Genomic DNA, 19,624 nt, shown 5'->3' on the forward strand with positions numbered 1-19,624 from the left:
TCAGCACCCCTTGGTGGCGGAGCCGAGGCAGGTGTCCTGGCGGGGGATGCCGTTGAACGCCTGCTCGAAGTCGATGTTGATCGGCGACACCATATTGCCGTTGGCGTCCCGGTACTTGGGCATGTTCATGAAGGCGCCCTTGAGGGCGGTCATGAAGGCGTTGCTGTCCATGTCGCGCCAGGCCACATCCTGGGTCTGCAGGGAGATGAAGAAGCCCTTGGCCGCGCCATCCATGCCCGCCATGTTGCTGGTGTTGCCCACGGGCAGGGACTGGAACTGGGAGAGGTTGAAGCAGGTGGTCAACGAGAGAATGCCGCAGCCGCTGGACTTGAACAGGCTCAGAAGGCCATCGGAGAGTCCGCCCCAGGTACAACCGCTGACGCAGTTGAGTGCGGTGCCATTGGTCAAACCCGCCATGGTTCCGCGCACGGGGTCCGCGTTGCCGCTGGAGTTAACCAGCGTAGCGTCCGCTTCAAGCTTGGTTTCGTCTCGGATACCTGCCGCGCCTAACAGGAACCTGTCGATGCCCGATGCAGCGTCCCTGATCGGTTTGGCGTTGCCACTGATATGCACCGGGATGTTCCCGGTCAGGCTCTGGATATCCCCAGAAAGAACCCCCTTGGCCTCGCCAAAGCCGATGCGCACCCCCACCACCTGGTTGCCCGAGTAGGCGAACTCGACGAAGGGGTTGGAGACCTTGAAGGGGTTGATGGTGTTGTCAGCATTGACGGTGCCGAGGGCGAAATTGTTGATCAGGATGTCCGACGAGCCGGCCGCCTCACCGGCGCGATCGTACTGGCCGAGCTGGAGCTTCTTGATGTTGAGCTGGGTGTCGACGTCCACCCCGAAGTTGACGCGGGTGTAGTTGATGCCGGCGTTAGCGTCGGTGGTCAGGTTGATGAAGGCCTGGCCGGTGATGGTCGAGAGTTCAGCGTCATCCAGGGCCTGCATCTGGGCCTGGGCAGCGGTGGCCAGCAAGCTGGCGGCGAGCAGGAAGACAGCGCCCCTGAAGGGACTGCGAGACGGACGCATGGCGGGTTCCCTCACTTTTCTTGTTATCCGGGGCCGCTCCGGGGGCGGCACGATTCCGTGTTGCCACTATAGGGGCGCCCCCGCCATTTAGGCCCGACCCATAGGCGGGAAAAGGGCGGAATTGCATGGGCCCCGTACCGAGCGGCCGTTGCGGTTGTTACCCAACGCCACACTCCCCGTCCCGACCTTGGTTAGGTGGGCGATGAGGTCATGCACTGGTGAACTGCCAACGCAATTAAGTTCCTGTCGCTCACAAACACGGAGTCGTTTAATGCGCTTTGAAACTGTTCTGCTCGCCCTGGCTGTATCGCTTCCAACTCTTGCCAACTCGGCATCGCCAGCGCAGACAACCTCGATCCTGACGCAACAGATACTGCTCACTAAAGAAAGTGTGCAGCCACCAAATAAACGCGCAGAGAACACACATGGCGCCATAACGGTCGGGAAAGTCATAACGTATGACGCCAGCAACTACAGCCCATACAACGGTGCAACTGCGGACATGAACGTTTTTAACGCAGTGTTCGCCGGATATTCATCCGACGTGCCGCAAATAGGCGTATCAGAAGCGCTACCGGAACTGCGCGCACTCGTTATGACCCGGATGGTTAAAGTGTTCGGGGTAACTCCAATTCCGGAAGCCGATTTGATATGCAATCTGGCGCTGAGTACGCGCAATGAAATATCAGGCGTAAGCATTGGCGATCAGTACTTTCCCCTCACGCTCTCGACTACCTCAGTAATCAATGGCGTGAATTACCACGAATACGTGGCGGTCCCACAGAACGGTCCAGGCTTTCAGCAAATCATTGCGCAGCACGCCTTCTGCACCACCTTCGAATCCTTCAACAGCACCTACCCCAACGGCGCCTCGGTCCCGGTGACGCTGGTGCCCTGATCGCCCAGGTGACGCACTGCGTCAGTTTGCGACTGGCGCAGGAGGGGGGCCGGGGGCGTAGAATCAGCCCAGGCCATGCCAGGCCGTGCCTTCACGGCCTGGCATGTTTTCTGCTCCCACCCTGCCATGGCCGCCCTCCTCTCTCTCATGACCACAGACCCGGATTACGCCGACGCCCGCTGGGACGAACTGAAGAACCAGAACGACCTGGCCTGGGACCTCGACGCCATCACCGACCGCCAGCAGGCCATCGACTTCCTGCTGCGCTTCGAGAACCGCCTGTGCGTCTACTCCAGCTACGTGGAGAAGCTCTACAGCAACTACAGCTTCGTGGTGCCGGATGAGGCCCACGGCAGCATCACCATCCTGCCCGACGAGCAGGCCTGGCATGACACCTTCCACGAGATCCCGCCGGAGGCGGTGCAGCCCACGGGCATCCACATCCTTCCTGGCGAGACCATGGGCCACACCGGCCTGTACCTGAAGATCCCCGGCGAGCATCGCCTGGCCGCCTCCCGCGAGGTGCCCTTCCAGGAGGGGCTGAAGCTGCTGATCCAGCGCTACCAGGCCAAGCACGACCACTTCCTGCCGGTGCTGGCCAAGGGTGACCTGCGCGAGTACGAGGCGCGCATGCCGTCGCTGCACCTGCACCGCGTCGACACCACGCGCCTGGGCCACCTGTCGCAGCTGGAGGTCAACACCATCAAGGCCGCCATCGCGGACCACCTGATCGGACTCTTCCGCCACGCCTGACCGGGTGCGGCACGCGATCCTTTGATCGCTTCGGGCTGATTCGTCGCCCCCCTCATGCAGTACAATCGCCCCCTTTTTCCTGGCAGGGACCGTCTCCCACGATGATCGAACCCAAGCGCGTCTTGCGCGCCCTCGCCGAACACTGGTCGCTGCTGGAGCCGCTGTGCGAGCGCTTCGATACGGGCACCCTGAGCCTGTCGGAGCTGCGCATGCAGGTCGGCGCCCAGTTGCCGGCGGGCACGCCCACCGATATCACCGCGTTGCTCGACCAGTGGATCCGCCTGGATATCCTGGTGCCGGTGGCCAAGAGCCCCAACCGCTTCGAGCTGAACGCCCAGATCCACGACTTCCTCGCCTACCTGCGCCGCGAGCACCGCCTTGGCCTGTGCCTGGAGATCGAGGCCTACCTGCGCCACCTGGAGCGCCTGGCCGGGCACATTCAGGAAGCCTTCGAGATCCGCGACGGCAACGACCTGGCACGCCAGCTGCGCCTGCTGGACATGCGTGTGCGTGACGTGCTGAAGAAGCTCGACAACGACGAGCAGGCGCTGGTGGGCGTGGCCGAGCGGGCCAAGACCAGCGACCGGCAGATTCCGCTGCGCCAGCGTTATGCCGAGGTCCTGGCGACCTGGGACGAGTACGTCGAGCCGATGATCCAGCTGGTGTCCGCCGATGGCGCCTTCGAGCAGGGCGTGCGCCGTGTGGAACAGGTGCTGCTCAAGCTGCTCGGTGAGCAGCAGCGCCTGGGCCAGCTGGTGGACGACGATCTGCTGCTGCGCACCCATGCGCGCATCCTGGAGATGCAGACCACGGCCCAGCTGACCCTGCGCAAGGCCCGTGAGCTGCTGCTGCCGCTGCGCGAGGAAGCGCGCCGGCACAACGCCGTGACCCGTGGCGCGGCCCTGGCGCTCTCGGTGATCCGCAAGAAGGGCCTGGACGGGGTGCCCCAGGCGGCGATGCCGCTGTTCACCCGGCCGCAGAGCACCTTCCTCGGCAGCGCGTCCCAGGTGGAGGCCTACGTCTACGCCCTGGCGCGCTTCGAGCCCAAGCCGGCGCACTTCCCCAAGGCCGGCGTTGGCCGCAAGGGCGCGCCGCCCAAGGCCCCGCGCACGGCACGGGAGATGATCGAGCGCTGCGAGCAGGCCCTGCCGCTGCCGGACCTGATGGCCTGGCTGCTGGAGCAGGAGCCGGACGGCGCCACCGACGAATTGCTGTACTGGTTCTCCCGCCTGTCGCGGGATGGCCGCTTCCAGCGCGAACGCCTCGAGCGCCGCGACTACCTCACCGCCGAGCATCAGGTCAGCCTGAGCTCCTTCGCCCTCATCAAGAGCGAAAACCATGCAACTTGATCTTTCCGAAATGACCCAGCTCCAAGCGATCTTCCGCGAGCTGTTCAAGGGCTATCACCTCTCCCGCAGCGAGCCGGAGTGCTACGCCCAGCTGTCCACCATGCAGGACCAGTACCGGGCGCTGTTCAAGGCCCTGGGCTTCGAGCTGGTGTGCGACCCGCGCGGCTTCTACTACTTCGTGCCCGAGCAGATGGGCGCACAGGTGAACAAGACGGCGCAGCGCCTGGCACTGTTCACCTTCATCCTGGTGGAGCACCTGGCCGACCAGGGCCGCGACCCGCTGGCGGTGCTCGATGGCGGCAGCATCGGCCGTGACGAGCTGCCGGCCCTGCTGGACAAGTACCGCGACCTGTTCCTGCAGGCCGAGGTGACCACCCATGAGGAGCTGGAGGAGAAGATCATCCGCCGCCTCACCCAGTTGGGCTTCGCCGAGGACAGCAACGGTGTGTACCGCTTCCTGCCGCCGATGCACCGCTTCCTCGATGTGTGCCTGTCGGTGCAGCACGACCGCGACCTGGCGGCCAGCCTGCACAGCACCGACCTGCCGCTGCAGGCGCCGGTGCTGATGGACGACGACGGCGACGAGCCCATCGTCAGCCTCGATCCGCAGGAGAGCCCTGTGGATGAGTCCGAAGAAGACGCCCTGGCCCGCGCCATGGCCGAAGAGCGCGCTGCACAGGAGATCGACGCATGAGCCAGGAACGCTACGGCATCCGCCGCTTCGCCCTGCTGAACACCGCCGGCTACAGCCTGGGCCTGTTCCCGCTGGAGAACCCGCTGTCGGTCTACGGCGCCAACAACCTGGGCAAGTCCGCGTCGATCAACGCGCTGCAGTTCCCCATCCTGGCGCGCATGTCGGACATGAGCTTCGGCAAGTACAGCCTGGAGCAGTCGCGCAAGTTCTACTTCGCCACCGACACCAGCTACATCCTCGTGGAGGTGTCCCTGCCCCACGGCCCACACGTGATCGGCGTGGCCGGTCGCGGCCCGGGTGGCGGTTTCGGTCATCAGTTCTTCGCCTACCAGGGCAGCCTGGACCTGGATCACTACCAGAAGAACGGCACCTGCCTGCGCCAGCGCGAGCTGTTCGCCAACCTGGAGCGCGAGGGCATCAAGGCCTACGAGCTGAAGCCCGATGAGCTTCGCCGTCTGCTGGTGGGCGGGCATACCTCGATCCCGCTGGACCTGACGCTGATCCCGCTGCGCTCCACCAGCGAGCACAGCCTGAAGACCTTCCGTGCGCTGTTCATCAACCTGCTGCACATGCGCGAGATCACCGCGGCCAAGCTCAAGCAGCTGTTCCTCGATGCGTTCGAGCACAGCCTGCGCTCGGGCAGCGTGGACTACATCGCGGCCACCGAAGAGGCCTTCCGCGATGTGCGCCGCATGGAGCAGGACTACCAGGCACTGGTGGCCGCCGGCCCGCTGGTGGAGGCGCTGGCCAACGGCGTGACCCAGCGCGAGATCCTGCGCGGCAAGCTGCATCGCCTGTCGCCCCTGCTGGATTCGCTGCTGGGCACCTGGCACGACTATTCGGGTGCGCGCCGCGAGGAGCTGGTGATCCAGGCCGAGCACTACCGCAGCGAGCAGGACGGCCTGCAGAACGAGCAGCGCGGTGGCACCACCGAGCTGATGCGCCTGGAGCGCGAGATCACCGAGACCCAGCGCTGGCTGGGCGAGCTGGCGGTGCTGAAGAACCGCTTCGCGCTGGTGGAAGACGCCAAGGTGCTGGAGCAGCAACTGCTGGCCGCGAAAGACGCCCACGACGAGCTGGCCGGTGCGCTGGCGCAGTCCCGCCAGTTCTCCACCGAGGACCTGGACGAGCGCGTGCGCGACCTGGAGAAGCGCCTGAAGGCGGTGAAGCAGCAGCTCGACCATGCCGACAACAACAGCTACTCGCGCCTGCGCGAGGAGTTCTCCCAGGCCGACGTGGATCGCCTGATGCGCCTGTTCAACGGCCAGCTGTTCAGCCTGCCGCTGGGCGAGAAAGGCATCCAGCTGGATGACGCGGACGCCTGGGTGAAGACCCTGGAGGCGGTGCTGGATGGCTTCAAGGGCGATCACTTCATCGTCCCCGGCCTGGAGGTGGACCTTTCCCACATCGAGCCGCCGGCCCTGCAGGCCCTGGCCGACCGGGCGGCGCTGCGCGACCAGAAGGACCGTCTGGAGCGCGAGCTGAAGCAACTGAAGACCCAGCAGTCCGTGGCCGCCGACCGTTCCGCGAGCAAGGCCCAGGCCGAGCAGCTGTACCAGGCGGTGCTGGATGCGCAGAAGGCCCTGGAGGACTTCCGCAAGACCCAGACCCTGACCGCCGAGGAGCCCGCCAAGCTGGAGAAGCTGGCGGTGCTGGAAGCCTCGCAGGACGAGCTGAAGCGCTCCAGCGATGCCTTCACCGAGCGCGTCCAGCAGCTGTCCGCCAAGCTGCAGCTGGTGGGCCGTCAGCTGGCCGACCTGGAAGCCAAGGAACGCACTCTGGAAGACGCCCTGCGTCGTCGCCAGCTGCTGCCGGCCGACCTGCCCTTCGGTACGCCGTTCACCGACCCGGTGGACGACAGCCTCGATAACCTGCTGCCGCTGCTCAACGACTACCAGGACACCTGGCAGGCGCTGCAACGCATCGACGGCCAGATCGACGCGCTCTATGCCCAGGTCCGCCTGAAGGGCGTGGCGAAGTTCGACAGCGAGGAAGATGCCGAGCGTCGCCTGCAACTGCTGATCAACGCCTACGCCCACCGCCAGGACGAGGCGCTGACCCTGGCCAAGGCCCGTCGCGCGGCGGTGACCGACATCGCCCGGACCCTGCGCAACATCCGCAGCGACTACGACAACCTGGAACACCAGCTGGCGCTGTTCAACCGCGAGATCAACAAGCGGCAGGTGTCGAACCTGGCGAGCTTCCGCATCGTGCTGGCGCCGAACAAGGATGCGCTGCGCCACATCGACCAGATCATCCACAGCGCCGGCCAGTACGAGGAAGGCGAGACCCTGTCGGTGTTCGACCTGACCCAGTCCGCCGAGCAGGACGCGAAGAACGAGGAGGCCAAGGAGTACCTGGCACGCCTGGTGGCGGCCAACGGCAACCAGCTGGGCCTGAAGGACCTGTTCGAGCTGGCGTTCGAGATCACCAAGGTGCATGGCCAGCCGGTTATCCACACGGACATCGATGGCGCGGCGTCCAACGGTACGACCATGACCATCAAGGCGCTGACCAACATGTACCTGCTGCTGCACCTGATGGACCGCGAGCAGGCCGGGCGCATCCGCCTGCCCTACTACCTGGACGAGGCGGCGGACATCGACGAGCGCAACCAGCAGGCGCTGATCGAGACCAGCGCGCAGTTGGGCTTCACGCCCATCCTGGCGTCGGTGAAGCCGCAGGTTTCGGCCCACGTGGCCATCGACCTGGAGGGCGGCAGCGGCCCGAACGGCATCTACATCGACGAGGCGGACTGGAAGTTCATCAAACCCCGCGAGAAGGCGGCCAGCCCGGCCACCGCCGAGGCGACGGGCTCCGAGGTGGAGCCCGCCTGACCGGGATGCTGTTTCGCTGACAACAAAAAGGGCCGCTTCGCGGCCCTTTTTGTTATCGGGGTGGGGTCATTTGCCGAGTTCGATCTTCGGTGCCCACTTCAACCACTCTTCGTTGAGTTCGTCGTGCAGGGCGAAGGTCTGGCCGGGGATGGCCGGGCTGCCCATCTGGGCGTTGTCCGGGGTGGCGAAGGCGATGCCGCCTTCCAGCAGCGCTTCGAGGGACTCGGTGCGCACCTTCACGCCCTTGAACAGGCCGGCGTCGATACCAACGCCGCTGGCATTCCAGAAGCGCGTGCCGCTGCGGACCAGGGGCGCGTAGCGGGGCTCGATGAGGATGTGGATCAGCACCCGGTCGGCGGAGCTGCCGAGTTCGAAGCTCTCCACCTTGCCCACCGGCACTTCGCGGTAGCTGACCACGACGCCGGGCTTGATGGAACCCCGGCGGGCGGTGCTGAGGGTGACGCGCAGGCCCTCTTCCCGGGCGATGGTGGACGGCGGCTGGGCCAGGGCGGTGAAGCGCGTCTGGCTGGCGCCCTTGCGGGAGGACGGCTGGACTTCGAGGTACTGGCCGCTGACCAGGGTGTCGAGGTTGGCGGTGCGCACCAGGCCGAGCTCGGGCTTGACCACCCAGAACTGGGTGCCTTCGCGGGCGATGCGCTCGGCGGACTCGGTGATGCGGGCGACCACGACGACGCGGCTGAGGTCGTCCGCCAGGGAGATGCGCTCGACACTGCCGACGTCCAGGCCCTTGTAGCGGACCGGTGTGCCCTCGCGCAGGCCGTCGGCCTGGGGCATGAGGATCTCCACCAGGGTGCCTTTGCCGAGGGCGAGGTTCTCGTTGTCGTAGAGGGTGAAGCGCCGCGGCTTGGTGACGGGGGTGGCCTTGGCGTCGGGGGTGGCGAAGGCGATGCCGCCGGCGAGCAGGGTCTGCAAGGACTCGCTCTTCACTTCGACGCCGGAGAGTCCGCCCTTGATGCTGACGCCGCTGACGTTCCAGAAGCGGGTGGATTCGTTCACCAGGGAGGCGAACTCGGGCTCGATGTGCACGCCGACCACGACGCGCTGGTGGTCGCGGGAGAGCTGGTAGCTCTGGATGCTGCCGACGCGCATCTGTTTGTAGAGGATGGGGCTGCCGACATCGAGGGAGCCGAGTTTGTCGCTGGTGAGCACCAGGTGCAGGCCGGGGGCGTCGGTGTTGAGCGGCGGGGCCTTGGGCCGGGCGGTGAACTCACGGGTGGGGGTGCCGCTCTTGGCGAAGCGCACGGCGATGTAGTTGCCCTTCACCAGCGCTTCGATGCCGCTGATGCCGGCGAGGGAGATGGAGGGTTTGACCGTCCAGAACTCGGTGCCTTCGACGAGGAAGTCTTCGGTGCGGGGCTCCATGGTCAGTTCGGCGGTGGCGCCGGCGAAGTTCTTGTCCATGTCGAGCTTCTTGAGGGTGCCGACCTGGACGCCGTTGTACATGACGGGGGTGTTGCCGGGGTTGAGGCCGCTGACGTCTTCCATCCGCAGCAGGACCTTGAGGCCCGCCTCGGCCGCCTCGAAGCCGTCGTAGAGGCGGAAAGGGATGGTGGAGTCGGTGGGTGGGCTGTCCTGGCGGTTCTCGGGCGTGGCGAAGGCGATGCCGCCGGCGGCCATGCTGAGCAGCGATTCGGTGCGGATCTTGACCCCGGAGAGTCCGGCGGTGACGTTGAGGCCGCTGGCGTTCCAGAAGCGGGTGTGCTTGCGCACGAGGTGGGCGTAGGGCTGTTCGATCAGTACCTTGATCTCGACGGTGCGCTGGTCGGCGGCGAGCTGGTAGCTCTTCACCTGGCCGACCTGGATCTGCCGGTAGTAGACGGGGCTGCCCTGTTCCAGCGAGCCGAGGCGCTCGGCCTTGAGGGTGATGTGCAGGCCGGGCAGCGAGTCGGAGAGCGGCGGCGGTTCGGCGAGGGCGTGGTACTTGCGCTCGGGCTCGCCTTTGACCGGGTCGATGGCGATGTAGATGCCGGAGACGAGGGTTTCCAGCCCGGTGACACCGGCGAGGGAGACGCGGGGGCGGACCAGCCAGAAGCGGGTTTCCTTGCTCAGGTAGGGCTCGGCCTCCTTGAGCACTTCGACGGTGGCGACCACGCCCTTGATGTCGTCGCTGACATGCAGGTCGGTGACCTTGCCGACCTGGATGCCCTTGTACATGAGCTGGGTCTTGCCGACCTGGATGCCTTCGCCGTTCTCGAAGTAGATGGTGATGTTGATCCCGGCTTCGTTCATGGACTTCCAGCCCAGCCAGAGGCCGATCGCGAGGGCGATCAGGGGCAGGACCCAGATGGCGGACCAGTTGGTGGTTTTCTTCTTCGTGGGCTTGGGCAGGTCAGCCATGCTCGTCGTCCATATCGGTGTTGTCCCAGATGAGTCGGGGGTCGAAGGTCACTGCCGCCACCATGGTGAGGACCACGACGCTGGCGAAGGCCGCGGCGCCGATATTGGCCTCGATGCTGGCGAGGTTCCCGAAGTTGACCAACGCCACGAGGATGGCGATCACGAAGATGTCCAGCATGGACCAGCGGCCGATCCATTCGATGAATCGGTACATGAGGATGCGCTGGCGGGCGGACATCGGTTGGTGGCGTTGTACGGAGTAAAGCAGCAGGGCGATGCCCACGAGCTTGAAGGTGGGCACGAGGATGCTGGCGGTGAAGACGACCAGGGCAATGGGCAGCATGTCGGCGTGGATCAGCTCGATGACGCCTTCCATGATGGTGGAGGGCGAGCCCTTGCCGAAGAAGTTGACCGTCATGATCGGCAGCACGTTGGCCGGGATGTAGAGGATGGTGGCAGTCAGCAGCAGGGCCCAGGTGCGTACCAGGCTGTCGGGCCGGCGGGCGTGAAGCCGGGAACCACAGCGGGTGCAGTTGGGGGCTTCGTCATCAGGGTCCGGCCGGTTGAGCTGATGGCATTCGCCACAGACGAGGATGCCGGCATCAAGCGCTCTCACTGGCGTGCCCTCCTTCGTCCAATGCGTCCCAGACCTGATGGGGCGACATGGTGACTTCGAGCCAGACCTGGGAAAGCAGCAGGCCGATGAAGCAGGCCAGGCCGATGCCGAGGTGCAGGTCGGCGAGGTCGATCAGTTTGACGATGCTGACGAGGATGCCCATGAGGTAGACCTCGAGCATCCCCCACTCACGCAGGTGGTGATACAGGCGGTACAGGTGCAGGCCCACCACCTGGTAGCGCTGCCAGCGTATGCACAGCAGGACCAGCAACTGGCAGACGAGCTTGAGGAGGGGGATGACCATGCTGCAGAGGAACACCAGCACGGCGACGCCCTGCATGCCGCTGTCGTAGAGGCCGAGCACGCCGGTCCAGATGGTGTCCTGGGTGGTCTGCCCGAGCAGGTTGAGCTTCATGATGGGCAGGAAGTTCGCCGGTACGAACAGCAGCAAGGCGGTGAGTACGAGGGCCATGGCCCGTCGCTCCATGTGCGCACGGTGGACGATCAGCTCGTAGCCACAACGGGGGCAGCAGGCTTTCTGCTCCTCTTCGACATGCTGGCGATGCATCAGCAGGTCGCATTCGGGGCAGGCGAGCAATTCCTCCAGGGGGTATTCGGACAACGGGCGGACTTCAGCCGAGTCAGGCATACGGGGAGCTCACGAAGATTCGCGCTTATTCTAGACGAGCACAGCCTCAAAAGAGACTGCCTGAGTGTGACTGCATCTGGCTGGGCGAGGTTCATTTCTCGCCCTGTTCCAAGGCCTGCACCTGGAGCGCTCATGCACTGCAACAGCGTTCAAGCCGGCTATATGCGCGTCGGAGTTCAGTGCGATTTTCATCCGCGCAAAGTCAAACCCCCGATCACCTTTCGATGATCGGGGGTTTGGTATAGGTGCTTGACGATGACCTACTCTCACATGGGGAAACCCCACACTACCATCGGCGATGCATCGTTTCACTACTGAGTTCGGGATGGGATCAGGTGGTTCCAACGCTCTATGGTCGTCAAGCAATTCTTTAGGGTGATCGTCGAGACGCTCACCCGAATTCGGGTATGTGACAGTACTTTGCGGTTCAATCGAACTTTCGGTTTGTCGACTTCACCAACAACACCAGATTGTTTGGGTGTTATATGGTCAAGCCTCACGGGCAATTAGTATTGGTTAGCTCAACGCCTCACAGCGCTTACACACCCAACCTATCAACGTCGTAGTCTTCGACGGCCCTTTAGGGGATTCAAGATCCCAGTGAGATCTCATCTTGAGGCGAGTTTCCCGCTTAGATGCTTTCAGCGGTTATCTCTTCCGAACATAGCTACCCGGCAGTGCCACTGGCGTGACAACCGGAACACCAGAGGTTCGTCCACTCCGGTCCTCTCGTACTAGGAGCAGCCCCTCTCAAATCTCAAACGTCCACGGCAGATAGGGACCGAACTGTCTCACGACGTTCTAAACCCAGCTCGCGTACCACTTTAAATGGCGAACAGCCATACCCTTGGGACCGGCTTCAGCCCCAGGATGTGATGAGCCGACATCGAGGTGCCAAACACCGCCGTCGATATGAACTCTTGGGCGGTATCAGCCTGTTATCCCCGGAGTACCTTTTATCCGTTGAGCGATGGCCCTTCCATACAGAACCACCGGATCACTAAGACCTACTTTCGTACCTGCTCGACGTGTCTGTCTCGCAGTCAAGCGCGCTTTTGCCTTTATACTCTGCGACCGATTTCCGACCGGTCTGAGCGCACCTTCGTACTCCTCCGTTACTCTTTGGGAGGAGACCGCCCCAGTCAAACTGCCCACCATACACTGTCCTCGATCCGGATGACGGACCAGAGTTAGAACCTCAAGCATGCCAGGGTGGTATTTCAAGGATGGCTCCACGAGAACTGGCGTCCTCGCTTCAAAGCCTCCCACCTATCCTACACAAGCAGGCTCAAAGTCCAGTGCAAAGCTACAGTAAAGGTTCACGGGGTCTTTCCGTCTAGCCGCGGATACACTGCATCTTCACAGCGATTTCAATTTCACTGAGTCTCGGGTGGAGACAGCGCCGCCATCGTTACGCCATTCGTGCAGGTCGGAACTTACCCGACAAGGAATTTCGCTACCTTAGGACCGTTATAGTTACGGCCGCCGTTTACCGGGGCTTCGATCAAGAGCTTCGCTTGCGCTAACCCCATCAATTAACCTTCCGGCACCGGGCAGGCGTCACACCCTATACGTCCACTTTCGTGTTTGCAGAGTGCTGTGTTTTTAATAAACAGTCGCAGCGGCCTGGTATCTTCGACCGGCATGGGCTTACGGAGTAAATCCTTCACCCTCACCGGCGCACCTTCTCCCGAAGTTACGGTGCCATTTTGCCTAGTTCCTTCACCCGAGTTCTCTCAAGCGCCTTGGTATTCTCTACCCAACCACCTGTGTCGGTTTGGGGTACGGTTCCTAGTTACCTGAAGCTTAGAAGCTTTTCCTGGAAGCATGGCATCGACCACTTCGTCATCTAAAAGATAACTCGTCATCAGCTCTCGGCATTGAGCGCCCGGATTTTCCTAAGCACCCTGCCTACCACCTTAAACTTGGACAACCAACGCCAAGCTGGCCTAGCCTTCTCCGTCCCTCCATCGCAGTAACTAGAAGTACGGGAATATTAACCCGTTTCCCATCGACTACGCTTTTCAGCCTCGCCTTAGGGGCCGACTCACCCTGCGTCGATTAACGTTGCGCAGGAACCCTTGGTCTTTCGGCGTGGGTGTTTTTCACACCCATTGTCGTTACTCATGTCAGCATTCGCACTTCTGATACCTCCAGCGAGCTTCTCAACTCACCTTCACAGGCTTACAGAACGCTCCTCTACCGCGTCACTTACGTGACACCCGCAGCTTCGGTGTGTGGTTTGAGCCCCGTTACATCTTCCGCGCAGGCCGACTCGACTAGTGAGCTATTACGCTTTCTTTAAAGGATGGCTGCTTCTAAGCCAACCTCCTAGCTGTCTAAGCCTTCCCACATCGTTTCCCACTTAACCACAACTTTGGGACCTTAGCTGGCGGTCTGGGTTGTTTCCCTTTTCACGACGGACGTTAGCACCCGCCGTGTGTCTCCCACGCTCGGCACTTCCAGGTATTCGGAGTTTGCATCGGTTTGGTAAGTCGGGATGACCCCCTAGCCGAAACAGTGCTCTACCCCCTGGAGTGATACGTGAGGCGCTACCTAAATAGCTTTCGAGGAGAACCAGCTATCTCCGAGCTTGATTAGCCTTTCACTCCGATCCACAAGTCATCCGCTACCTTTTCAACGGGAGTCGGTTCGGTCCTCCAGTCAGTGTTACCTAACCTTCAACCTGCTCATGGATAGATCGCCCGGTTTCGGGTCTATACCCAGCGACTAAACGCCCTATTAAGACTCGCTTTCGCTACGCCTCCCCTATTCGGTTAAGCTCGCCACTGAATATAAGTCGCTGACCCATTATACAAAAGGTACGCAGTCACCTAACAAAGTAGGCTCCCACTGCTTGTACGCATACGGTTTCAGGTTCTATTTCACTCCCCTCTCCGGGGTTCTTTTCGCCTTTCCCTCACGGTACTGGTTCACTATCGGTCAGTCAGTAGTATTTAGCCTTGGAGGATGGTCCCCCCATGTTCAGACAAAGTTTCACGTGCTCCGTCCTACTCGATTTCACTTCAAGGACCTTTTCGCGTACGGGGCTATCACCCACTATGGCCGCACTTTCCAGAGCGTTCCGCTAAAATCCAAGAAGCTTAAGGGCTAATCCCCGTTCGCTCGCCACTACTAAGGGAATCTCGGTTGATTTCTTTTCCTCAGGGTACTTAGATGTTTCAGTTCCCCTGGTTCGCCTCTTGCACCTATGGATTCAGTACAAGATACCTAGGTTATCCTAGGTGGGTTCCCCCATTCAGAGATCTCCGGATCAAAGTCTGTTTGCCGACTCCCCGAAGCTTATCGCAGGCTACCACGTCTTTCATCGCCTCTGACTGCCAAGGCATCCACCGTATGCGCTTCTTCACTTGACCATATAACCCCAAGCAATCTGCCAGTGGCCATGGTGTGAAGACGACATTCGCCGAAAATTCGCGCTTGAACTCGCAAATTTTGCCTTGAGTTGCTGAGTGCAGTGAAACACTCAACAAGTCACTTCTATCACATACCCAAATTTTTAAAGAACGTTCTGGCGCAAAGACCAGAAATCAATACCTGAACCAGGTACTCATTTCTGAACTTTCAGCGATTGTGTGGATGGTGGAGCCAAGGAGGATCGAACTCCTGACCTCCTGCGTGCAAAGCAGGCGCTCTCCCAGCTGAGCTATGGCCCCTTCAGACCTGCTGCGCCCTCGACAATTGGTGGGTCTGGGCAGATTCGAACTGCCGACCTCACCCTTATCAGGGGTGCGCTCTAACCAACTGAGCTACAGACCCAATCGTCACACTTTCGGGTCTAAACCCAATCGCTTTTCGCAAGTGAATCAAGCAATTCGTGTGGGAGCTTATGAAGAAGCTGATGTCTTCGATTAAGGAGGTGATCCAGCCGCAGGTTCCCCTACGGCTACCTTGTTACGACTTCACCCCAGTCATGAATCACTCCGTGGTAACCGTCCTCCTTGCGGTTAGACTAGCTACTTCTGGAGCAACCCACTCCCATGGTGTGACGGGCGGTGTGTACAAGGCCCGGGAACGTATTCACCGTGACATTCTGATTCACGATTACTAGCGATTCCGACTTCACGCAGTCGAGTTGCAGACTGCGATCCGGACTACGATCGGTTTTATGGGATTAGCTCCACCTCGCGGCTTGGCAACCCTTTGTACCGACCATTGTAGCACGTGTGTAGCCCTGGCCGTAAGGGCCATGATGACTTGACGTCATCCCCACCTTCCTCCGGTTTGTCACCGGCAGTCTCCTTAGAGTGCCCACCCGAGGTGCTGGTAACTAAGGACAAGGGTTGCGCTCGTTACGGGACTTAACCCAACATCTCACGACACGAGCTGACGACAGCCATGCAGCACCTGTGTCAGAGTTCCCGAAGGCACCAATCCATCTCTGGAAAGTTCTCTGCATGTCAAGGCCAGGTAAGGTTCTTCGCGTTGCTTCGAATTAAACCACATGCTCCACCGCTTGTGCGGGCCCCCGTCAATTCATTTGAGTTTTAACCTTGCGGCCGTACTCCCCAGGCGGTCGACTTATCGCGTTAGCTGCGCCACTAAGATCTCAAGGATCCCAACGGCTAGTCGACATCGTTTACGGCGTGGACTACCAGGGTATCTAATCCTGTTTGCTCCCCACGCTTTCGCACCTCAGTGTCAGTATCAGTCCAGGTGGTCGCCTTCGCCACTGGTGTTCCTTCCTATATCTACGCATTTCACCGCTACACAGGAAATTCCACCACCCTCTACCGTACTCTAGCTCAGTAGTTTTGGATGCAATTCCCAGGTTGAGCCCGGGGCTTTCACATCCAACTTGCTGAACCACCTACGCGCGCTTTACGCCCAGTAATTCCGATTAACGCTTGCACCCTTCGTATTACCGCGGCTGCTGGCACGAAGTTAGCCGGTGCTTATTCTGTTGGTAACGTCAAAACAGCAAGGTATTAACTTACTGCCCTTCCTCCCAACTTAAAGTGCTTTACAATCCGAAGACCTTCTTCACACACGCGGCATGGCTGGATCAGGCTTTCGCCCATTGTCCAATATTCCCCACTGCTGCCTCCCGTAGGAGTCTGGACCGTGTCTCAGTTCCAGTGTGACTGATCATCCTCTCAGACCAGTTACGGATCGTCGCCTTGGTGGGCCATTACCCCACCAACTAGCTAATCCGACCTAGGCTCATCTGATAGCGTGAGGTCCGAAGATCCCCCACTTTCTCCCGTAGGACGTATGCGGTATTAGCGTTCCTTTCGAAACGTTATCCCCCACTACCAGGCAGATTCCTAGGCATTACTCACCCGTCCGCCGCTGAATCATGGAGCAAGCTCCACTCATCCGCTCGACTTGCATGTGTTAGGCCTGCCGCCAGCGTTCAATCTGAGCCATGATCAAACTCTTCAGTTCAATACTGCTTGGGTTTTGAGAAAACCCTAAACTTGGCTCAGCAATCGCAAATAAACTCTCGAATTCACGAGTGTTACTTGTGTTGCTGATAATCAGTCGACTACCAGTCTTACATCACAAGCACCCACACGAATTGCTTGATTCAAATTTTTAAAGAGCGTTTCGATCAAGTCTTTCGTCTCAACCGAGGCCGCGCATTCTACAGCAGCCTTTCTTTCTGTCAAGCTGTTTTTCGAAGAATTTTTTCTTTCTACTCAACAACTTGCGCATCCGTCGAAACACTCTTCAACATCAGCGGGAGGCGAATCATACAGCATTCAAACTCGCTGTCAACACCCCTATTCAGCAATCAACCTGGGTAGCAGGACAATCACCGCGAATCCGCAACCACTCCGGAACCGCACTCCACCTCGAACACTCAACTCATTGATTTTCAAGGAGTTTTCGTTGTCTGCCGTGGGAGTGGTGCGCATTATAGAGACCTCAGCCACGACGTCAACACCTATTTTGAAATATTTCCATCAACTCTCAACGCACCCCGGAAGATCCTTGGCAGAAGCTTCGCAACACCAGGTAGCCGCAACCCCATAAGCACAGCCCCCACCAACGCATACGCTGCCCATTCGGTCATGTCAGCCCTCACGACCCAGAGCATATGGAGCAGGCCAAGCCCCAGGATTCCATAGACGCTCCGGTGAATCAGCTTCCAGCGCCTCCCAAGCCGCCGGATGCTGTAGCGGTTGGACGTCAGCGACAGAATCAGAAGCCCTGTAAAGGCTACTGCCCCCACGAAGATATAAGGGCGCTTCCCCAGATCGCTCGCCAACTGCTGCAGATCGAGCCCCAGAAGAAAGACGGCATAAGCCGTTATGTGTAGGCATAGATAGAAAAAGGACCACAAACCAAGCTGGCGTCTGACTGCAATCCATCCACCCCACCCGGTCATCTTCTGCAGAGGGGTCATGCTGAGGGTAATCAGCAATAGCCAGAGAACACCCAAGCCCAACCTGTCGACGAGCGCCTTTCCCGGATCAGGACCCAGGGCGAAGATCCACGCCTGATATAGCCATAACACCGGAGGCACCAGAGCTCCGAGGAAGACAACGAACCTCCATTGCCAATAACGCATCAGTAGTTCTTCCGCAGATCGAGCCCGGCGTAGAGGCCAGCGACCTCCTCATAGCCATTGAAAAGCCGTGTCGGAATCACATTGGGATTGAACAGGCCACTCGGCAGGCGCCGCTCATGCGCCTGGCTCCAGCGGGGATGGTCCACATTCGGGTTCACATTCGAATAGAAGCCGTACTCGTTCGGCGCAATCAGCTGCCAAGTCGTCGAAGGCTGCTCCTCCGTCAGACTGATGCGGACGATGGACTTGATGCTCTTGAAGCCATACTTCCAAGGCACCACCAGACGCAACGGCGCCCCGTTCTGGTTGGGCAGTACTCGCCCATACATACCAACAGCCATCAAGGTAAGCGGATGCATCGCCTCGTCGATGCGCAAGCCTTCAACGTATGGCCAGTCGATAAGGGACAACCCCGAACGCACACCCGCCATTTGCTCGGGCTCTACTCGCGTCTCGAAACGGACGAAGCGCGCCCTGGAGGTGGGCTCGACCCGTTTCAACAGCTCCCCCAACGGAAAGCCAAGCCAGGGAATGACCATGGACCACCCTTCTACGCAGCGGAGCCGGTAGATGCGCTCCTCCAACTGATAGGGATTGACCAGGTCCTCCAAGCCGAAGCTGCCCGGTTTTCCGACTTCGCCATCCACCTTGACTGTCCATGGCTCGACAGCAAGCGCGCCCGCATAGCGGGCAGGATCACCTTTGTTGGTGCCGAACTCATAGAAGTTGTTGTAGTGGGTAGCGTCGGCGAACGGGGTAATAGGCTCATTGCCCGGCACGCTTGCCCGCCAACGAGCAGCCGACAACTTCTCCTCTAACCAGGCGGGAGTCGGCGCAGGCTCTACATCGGGATAGTCGCCTGGCCCATCTGCGCGCACAGGCAAGCCAACAAGTGCAGCGGCAGCCCCCACACCTGCCATGAAGGTGCGACGGGACAGATAGACGGATTCAGGAGTGACCTCGCTTTCGCGAGCAATAGAGATAGAGGGAGGTGAAACCTTGATAAGCATCGGGGACTCCGCAGTACGGCTTCGGTTTGGCCAGTAGACTGCGGAGCCGCGGGAAAATTACATCACTCGACGTGTTGGCGGCGGCGCATCTGGAGCAAGTATTGCACCGGACCGGAAGCAGCGTAGGCCAGGAAGATCAACAGCAGGATACGCGGCGGATCACTGAAGACCACGGCAAAGGCCAACACCACCACGAGGATCGCCACGAAAGGTACACGCCCTTTCAGATCCAGGTCCTTGAAGCTGTAGTACTTGATATTGCTGACCATCAGCATGCCCGCAGCCGCCACCAGCATGGCGACGATGAAGGACATGTTGGAGCCCTTGATACCGAAGTCACTGAACGCCCACACCGTGCCGGCCACGACCCCCGCCGCCGCCGGACTGGCGAGGCCGATGAAGTAGCGCTTGTCGGTCTTGCCGATCTGGGTATTGAAACGGGCCAGGCGGAGCGCAGCTCCGGCGACATATATGAAGGCAACGGTAAGTCCGACGCTGTTGAGGCCACTCAAGGCCCACTCGAACGCCAGCAATGCCGGAGCCACACCGAAGGCCACCATGTCCGACAGCGAGTCGTACTCGGCACCGAAAGCACTTTGCGTGTTGGTCAGGCGTGCCACTCGCCCATCCAGGCTATCGAGGACCATCGCCACGAAAATGGTCGCCGCTGCAACGGAGAAATTACCGCTCATGGCATTGATGATGGCGTAGAAGCCGGCGAACAGGTTGGCCGTGGTGAACAGGTTGGGAAGCAGGTAGATACCGCGATGGCGAACCTTGCGCCCCTGGTCGTCGTGCCCTTCCTCGACATGCTCGTCGATGGGCAGGAGGCTTTCAGGTTCTGGAGCCTTGCCGGGCTCTTCGGGACGGTCACTCATGAACAACATCCT

At 60.7% G+C, this 19,624-nt stretch carries 12 protein-coding genes, 2 tRNA genes and 3 rRNA genes; 5 read left to right on the forward strand and 12 right to left on the reverse strand.

Annotated features, from left to right (window positions below; all coding sequences use genetic code 11):
* Nucleotides 1-1,032 (reverse strand): DUF6160 family protein, encoded by a 1,032-nt coding sequence (locus PotMrB4_RS24045; RefSeq protein WP_172434669.1) that lies wholly within the window; start codon nt 1,030-1,032, stop codon nt 1-3.
* A 271-nt stretch (nt 1,033-1,303) separates the two neighbouring features.
* On the opposite strand from PotMrB4_RS24045, the gene PotMrB4_RS24050 reads away from it, so the two are divergent.
* The 5 genes from PotMrB4_RS24050 to mksF all read left to right on the forward strand — a co-directional run bounded on the left by PotMrB4_RS24050 (nt 1,304) and on the right by mksF (nt 7,563).
* The gene (locus PotMrB4_RS24050; protein WP_172434670.1) at nt 1,304-1,930 is read left to right on the forward strand and encodes a hypothetical protein; all 627 of its coding nucleotides are present in this window, start codon (nt 1,304-1,306) and stop codon (nt 1,928-1,930) included.
* Nucleotides 1,931-2,077: 147 nt separating this feature from the next.
* Nucleotides 2,078-2,683 carry a hypothetical protein gene (locus PotMrB4_RS24055; RefSeq protein WP_074973548.1) on the forward strand — a complete coding sequence of 202 codons (606 nt, stop codon included), beginning with the start codon at nt 2,078-2,080 and terminating at the stop codon, nt 2,681-2,683.
* A gap of 101 nt (nt 2,684-2,784) precedes the next feature.
* Nucleotides 2,785-4,032, forward strand: coding sequence for an Mks condensin complex protein MksB (mksB, locus tag PotMrB4_RS24060; protein WP_044407837.1), 1,248 nt, complete (start codon nt 2,785-2,787; stop codon nt 4,030-4,032).
* Nucleotides 4,022-4,726 (forward strand): Mks condensin complex protein MksE, encoded by a 705-nt coding sequence (mksE, locus tag PotMrB4_RS24065; protein WP_069566494.1) that lies wholly within the window; start codon nt 4,022-4,024, stop codon nt 4,724-4,726. The genes mksB and mksE overlap by 11 nt, the downstream gene beginning before the upstream one ends.
* Nucleotides 4,723-7,563: an Mks condensin complex protein MksF gene (gene mksF, locus PotMrB4_RS24070; RefSeq protein WP_044407833.1), complete on the forward strand. Its 2,841-nt coding sequence runs from the start codon at nt 4,723-4,725 to the stop codon at nt 7,561-7,563. The genes mksE and mksF overlap by 4 nt, the downstream gene beginning before the upstream one ends.
* Before the next feature lie 66 nt (nt 7,564-7,629).
* Here the strand turns inward: mksF and PotMrB4_RS24075 are convergent, their stop codons facing one another.
* The 11 genes from PotMrB4_RS24075 to pssA form a co-directional block, all read right to left on the reverse strand.
* Nucleotides 7,630-9,921, reverse strand: a complete 2,292-nt coding sequence (locus tag PotMrB4_RS24075; RefSeq protein ID WP_160482326.1) for a PqiB family protein — start codon at nt 9,919-9,921, stop codon at nt 7,630-7,632.
* Nucleotides 9,914-10,537: a paraquat-inducible protein A gene (locus PotMrB4_RS24080; protein ID WP_107331827.1), complete on the reverse strand. Its 624-nt coding sequence runs from the start codon at nt 10,535-10,537 to the stop codon at nt 9,914-9,916. The genes PotMrB4_RS24075 and PotMrB4_RS24080 overlap by 8 nt, the downstream gene beginning before the upstream one ends.
* Nucleotides 10,524-11,186: a paraquat-inducible protein A gene (locus tag PotMrB4_RS24085; RefSeq protein WP_044407827.1), complete on the reverse strand. Its 663-nt coding sequence runs from the start codon at nt 11,184-11,186 to the stop codon at nt 10,524-10,526. The genes PotMrB4_RS24080 and PotMrB4_RS24085 overlap by 14 nt, the downstream gene beginning before the upstream one ends.
* A gap of 247 nt (nt 11,187-11,433) precedes the next feature.
* Nucleotides 11,434-11,549, reverse strand: a 5S ribosomal RNA gene (gene rrf, locus PotMrB4_RS24090).
* A gap of 122 nt (nt 11,550-11,671) precedes the next feature.
* Nucleotides 11,672-14,563: ribosomal RNA gene (locus PotMrB4_RS24095) — 23S ribosomal RNA — on the reverse strand.
* A 224-nt stretch (nt 14,564-14,787) separates the two neighbouring features.
* Nucleotides 14,788-14,863, reverse strand: a tRNA-Ala gene (locus PotMrB4_RS24100).
* A gap of 26 nt (nt 14,864-14,889) precedes the next feature.
* Nucleotides 14,890-14,966 (reverse strand) — tRNA-Ile (locus PotMrB4_RS24105).
* 93 nt (nt 14,967-15,059) lie between these two features.
* Nucleotides 15,060-16,595: ribosomal RNA gene (locus tag PotMrB4_RS24110) — 16S ribosomal RNA — on the reverse strand.
* The 16S, 23S and 5S rRNA genes sit together here with 2 tRNA genes alongside, the layout of an rRNA operon.
* A gap of 502 nt (nt 16,596-17,097) precedes the next feature.
* Complete coding sequence (gene msrQ / locus PotMrB4_RS24115; RefSeq protein ID WP_172434671.1) at nt 17,098-17,724, reverse strand: protein-methionine-sulfoxide reductase heme-binding subunit MsrQ; 627 nt, start codon at nt 17,722-17,724, stop codon at nt 17,098-17,100.
* Nucleotides 17,724-18,734, reverse strand: coding sequence for a protein-methionine-sulfoxide reductase catalytic subunit MsrP (msrP, locus tag PotMrB4_RS24120; protein ID WP_172434672.1), 1,011 nt, complete (start codon nt 18,732-18,734; stop codon nt 17,724-17,726). The genes msrQ and msrP overlap by 1 nt, the downstream gene beginning before the upstream one ends.
* A gap of 62 nt (nt 18,735-18,796) precedes the next feature.
* Nucleotides 18,797-19,612: a CDP-diacylglycerol--serine O-phosphatidyltransferase gene (pssA, locus tag PotMrB4_RS24125; RefSeq protein WP_044403286.1), complete on the reverse strand. Its 816-nt coding sequence runs from the start codon at nt 19,610-19,612 to the stop codon at nt 18,797-18,799.
* Nucleotides 19,613-19,624 lie beyond the last annotated feature (12 nt).

Source organism: Metapseudomonas otitidis (assembly GCF_011397855.1).
In the GTDB taxonomy this organism is placed as follows: Bacteria; Pseudomonadota; Gammaproteobacteria; order Pseudomonadales; family Pseudomonadaceae; genus Metapseudomonas; species Metapseudomonas otitidis.

What these genes read in the sequence shown, in the direction of transcription:
- PotMrB4_RS24045 (WP_172434669.1), bottom strand. Translation starts at nt 1,032, where the DNA reads ATGCGTCCGTCTCGCAGTCCCTTCAGGGGCGCTGTCTTCCTGCTCGCC.
- PotMrB4_RS24050 (WP_172434670.1), top strand. Translation starts at nt 1,304, where the DNA reads ATGCGCTTTGAAACTGTTCTGCTCGCCCTGGCTGTATCGCTTCCAACT.
- PotMrB4_RS24055 (WP_074973548.1), top strand. Translation starts at nt 2,078, where the DNA reads ATGACCACAGACCCGGATTACGCCGACGCCCGCTGGGACGAACTGAAG.
- mksB (WP_044407837.1), top strand. Translation starts at nt 2,785, where the DNA reads ATGATCGAACCCAAGCGCGTCTTGCGCGCCCTCGCCGAACACTGGTCG.
- mksE (WP_069566494.1), top strand. Translation starts at nt 4,022, where the DNA reads ATGCAACTTGATCTTTCCGAAATGACCCAGCTCCAAGCGATCTTCCGC.
- mksF (WP_044407833.1), top strand. Translation starts at nt 4,723, where the DNA reads ATGAGCCAGGAACGCTACGGCATCCGCCGCTTCGCCCTGCTGAACACC.
- PotMrB4_RS24075 (WP_160482326.1), bottom strand. Translation starts at nt 9,921, where the DNA reads ATGGCTGACCTGCCCAAGCCCACGAAGAAGAAAACCACCAACTGGTCC.
- PotMrB4_RS24085 (WP_044407827.1), bottom strand. Translation starts at nt 11,186, where the DNA reads ATGCCTGACTCGGCTGAAGTCCGCCCGTTGTCCGAATACCCCCTGGAG.
- msrQ (WP_172434671.1), bottom strand. Translation starts at nt 17,724, where the DNA reads ATGCGTTATTGGCAATGGAGGTTCGTTGTCTTCCTCGGAGCTCTGGTG.
- msrP (WP_172434672.1), bottom strand. Translation starts at nt 18,734, where the DNA reads ATGCTTATCAAGGTTTCACCTCCCTCTATCTCTATTGCTCGCGAAAGC.
- pssA (WP_044403286.1), bottom strand. Translation starts at nt 19,612, where the DNA reads ATGAGTGACCGTCCCGAAGAGCCCGGCAAGGCTCCAGAACCTGAAAGC.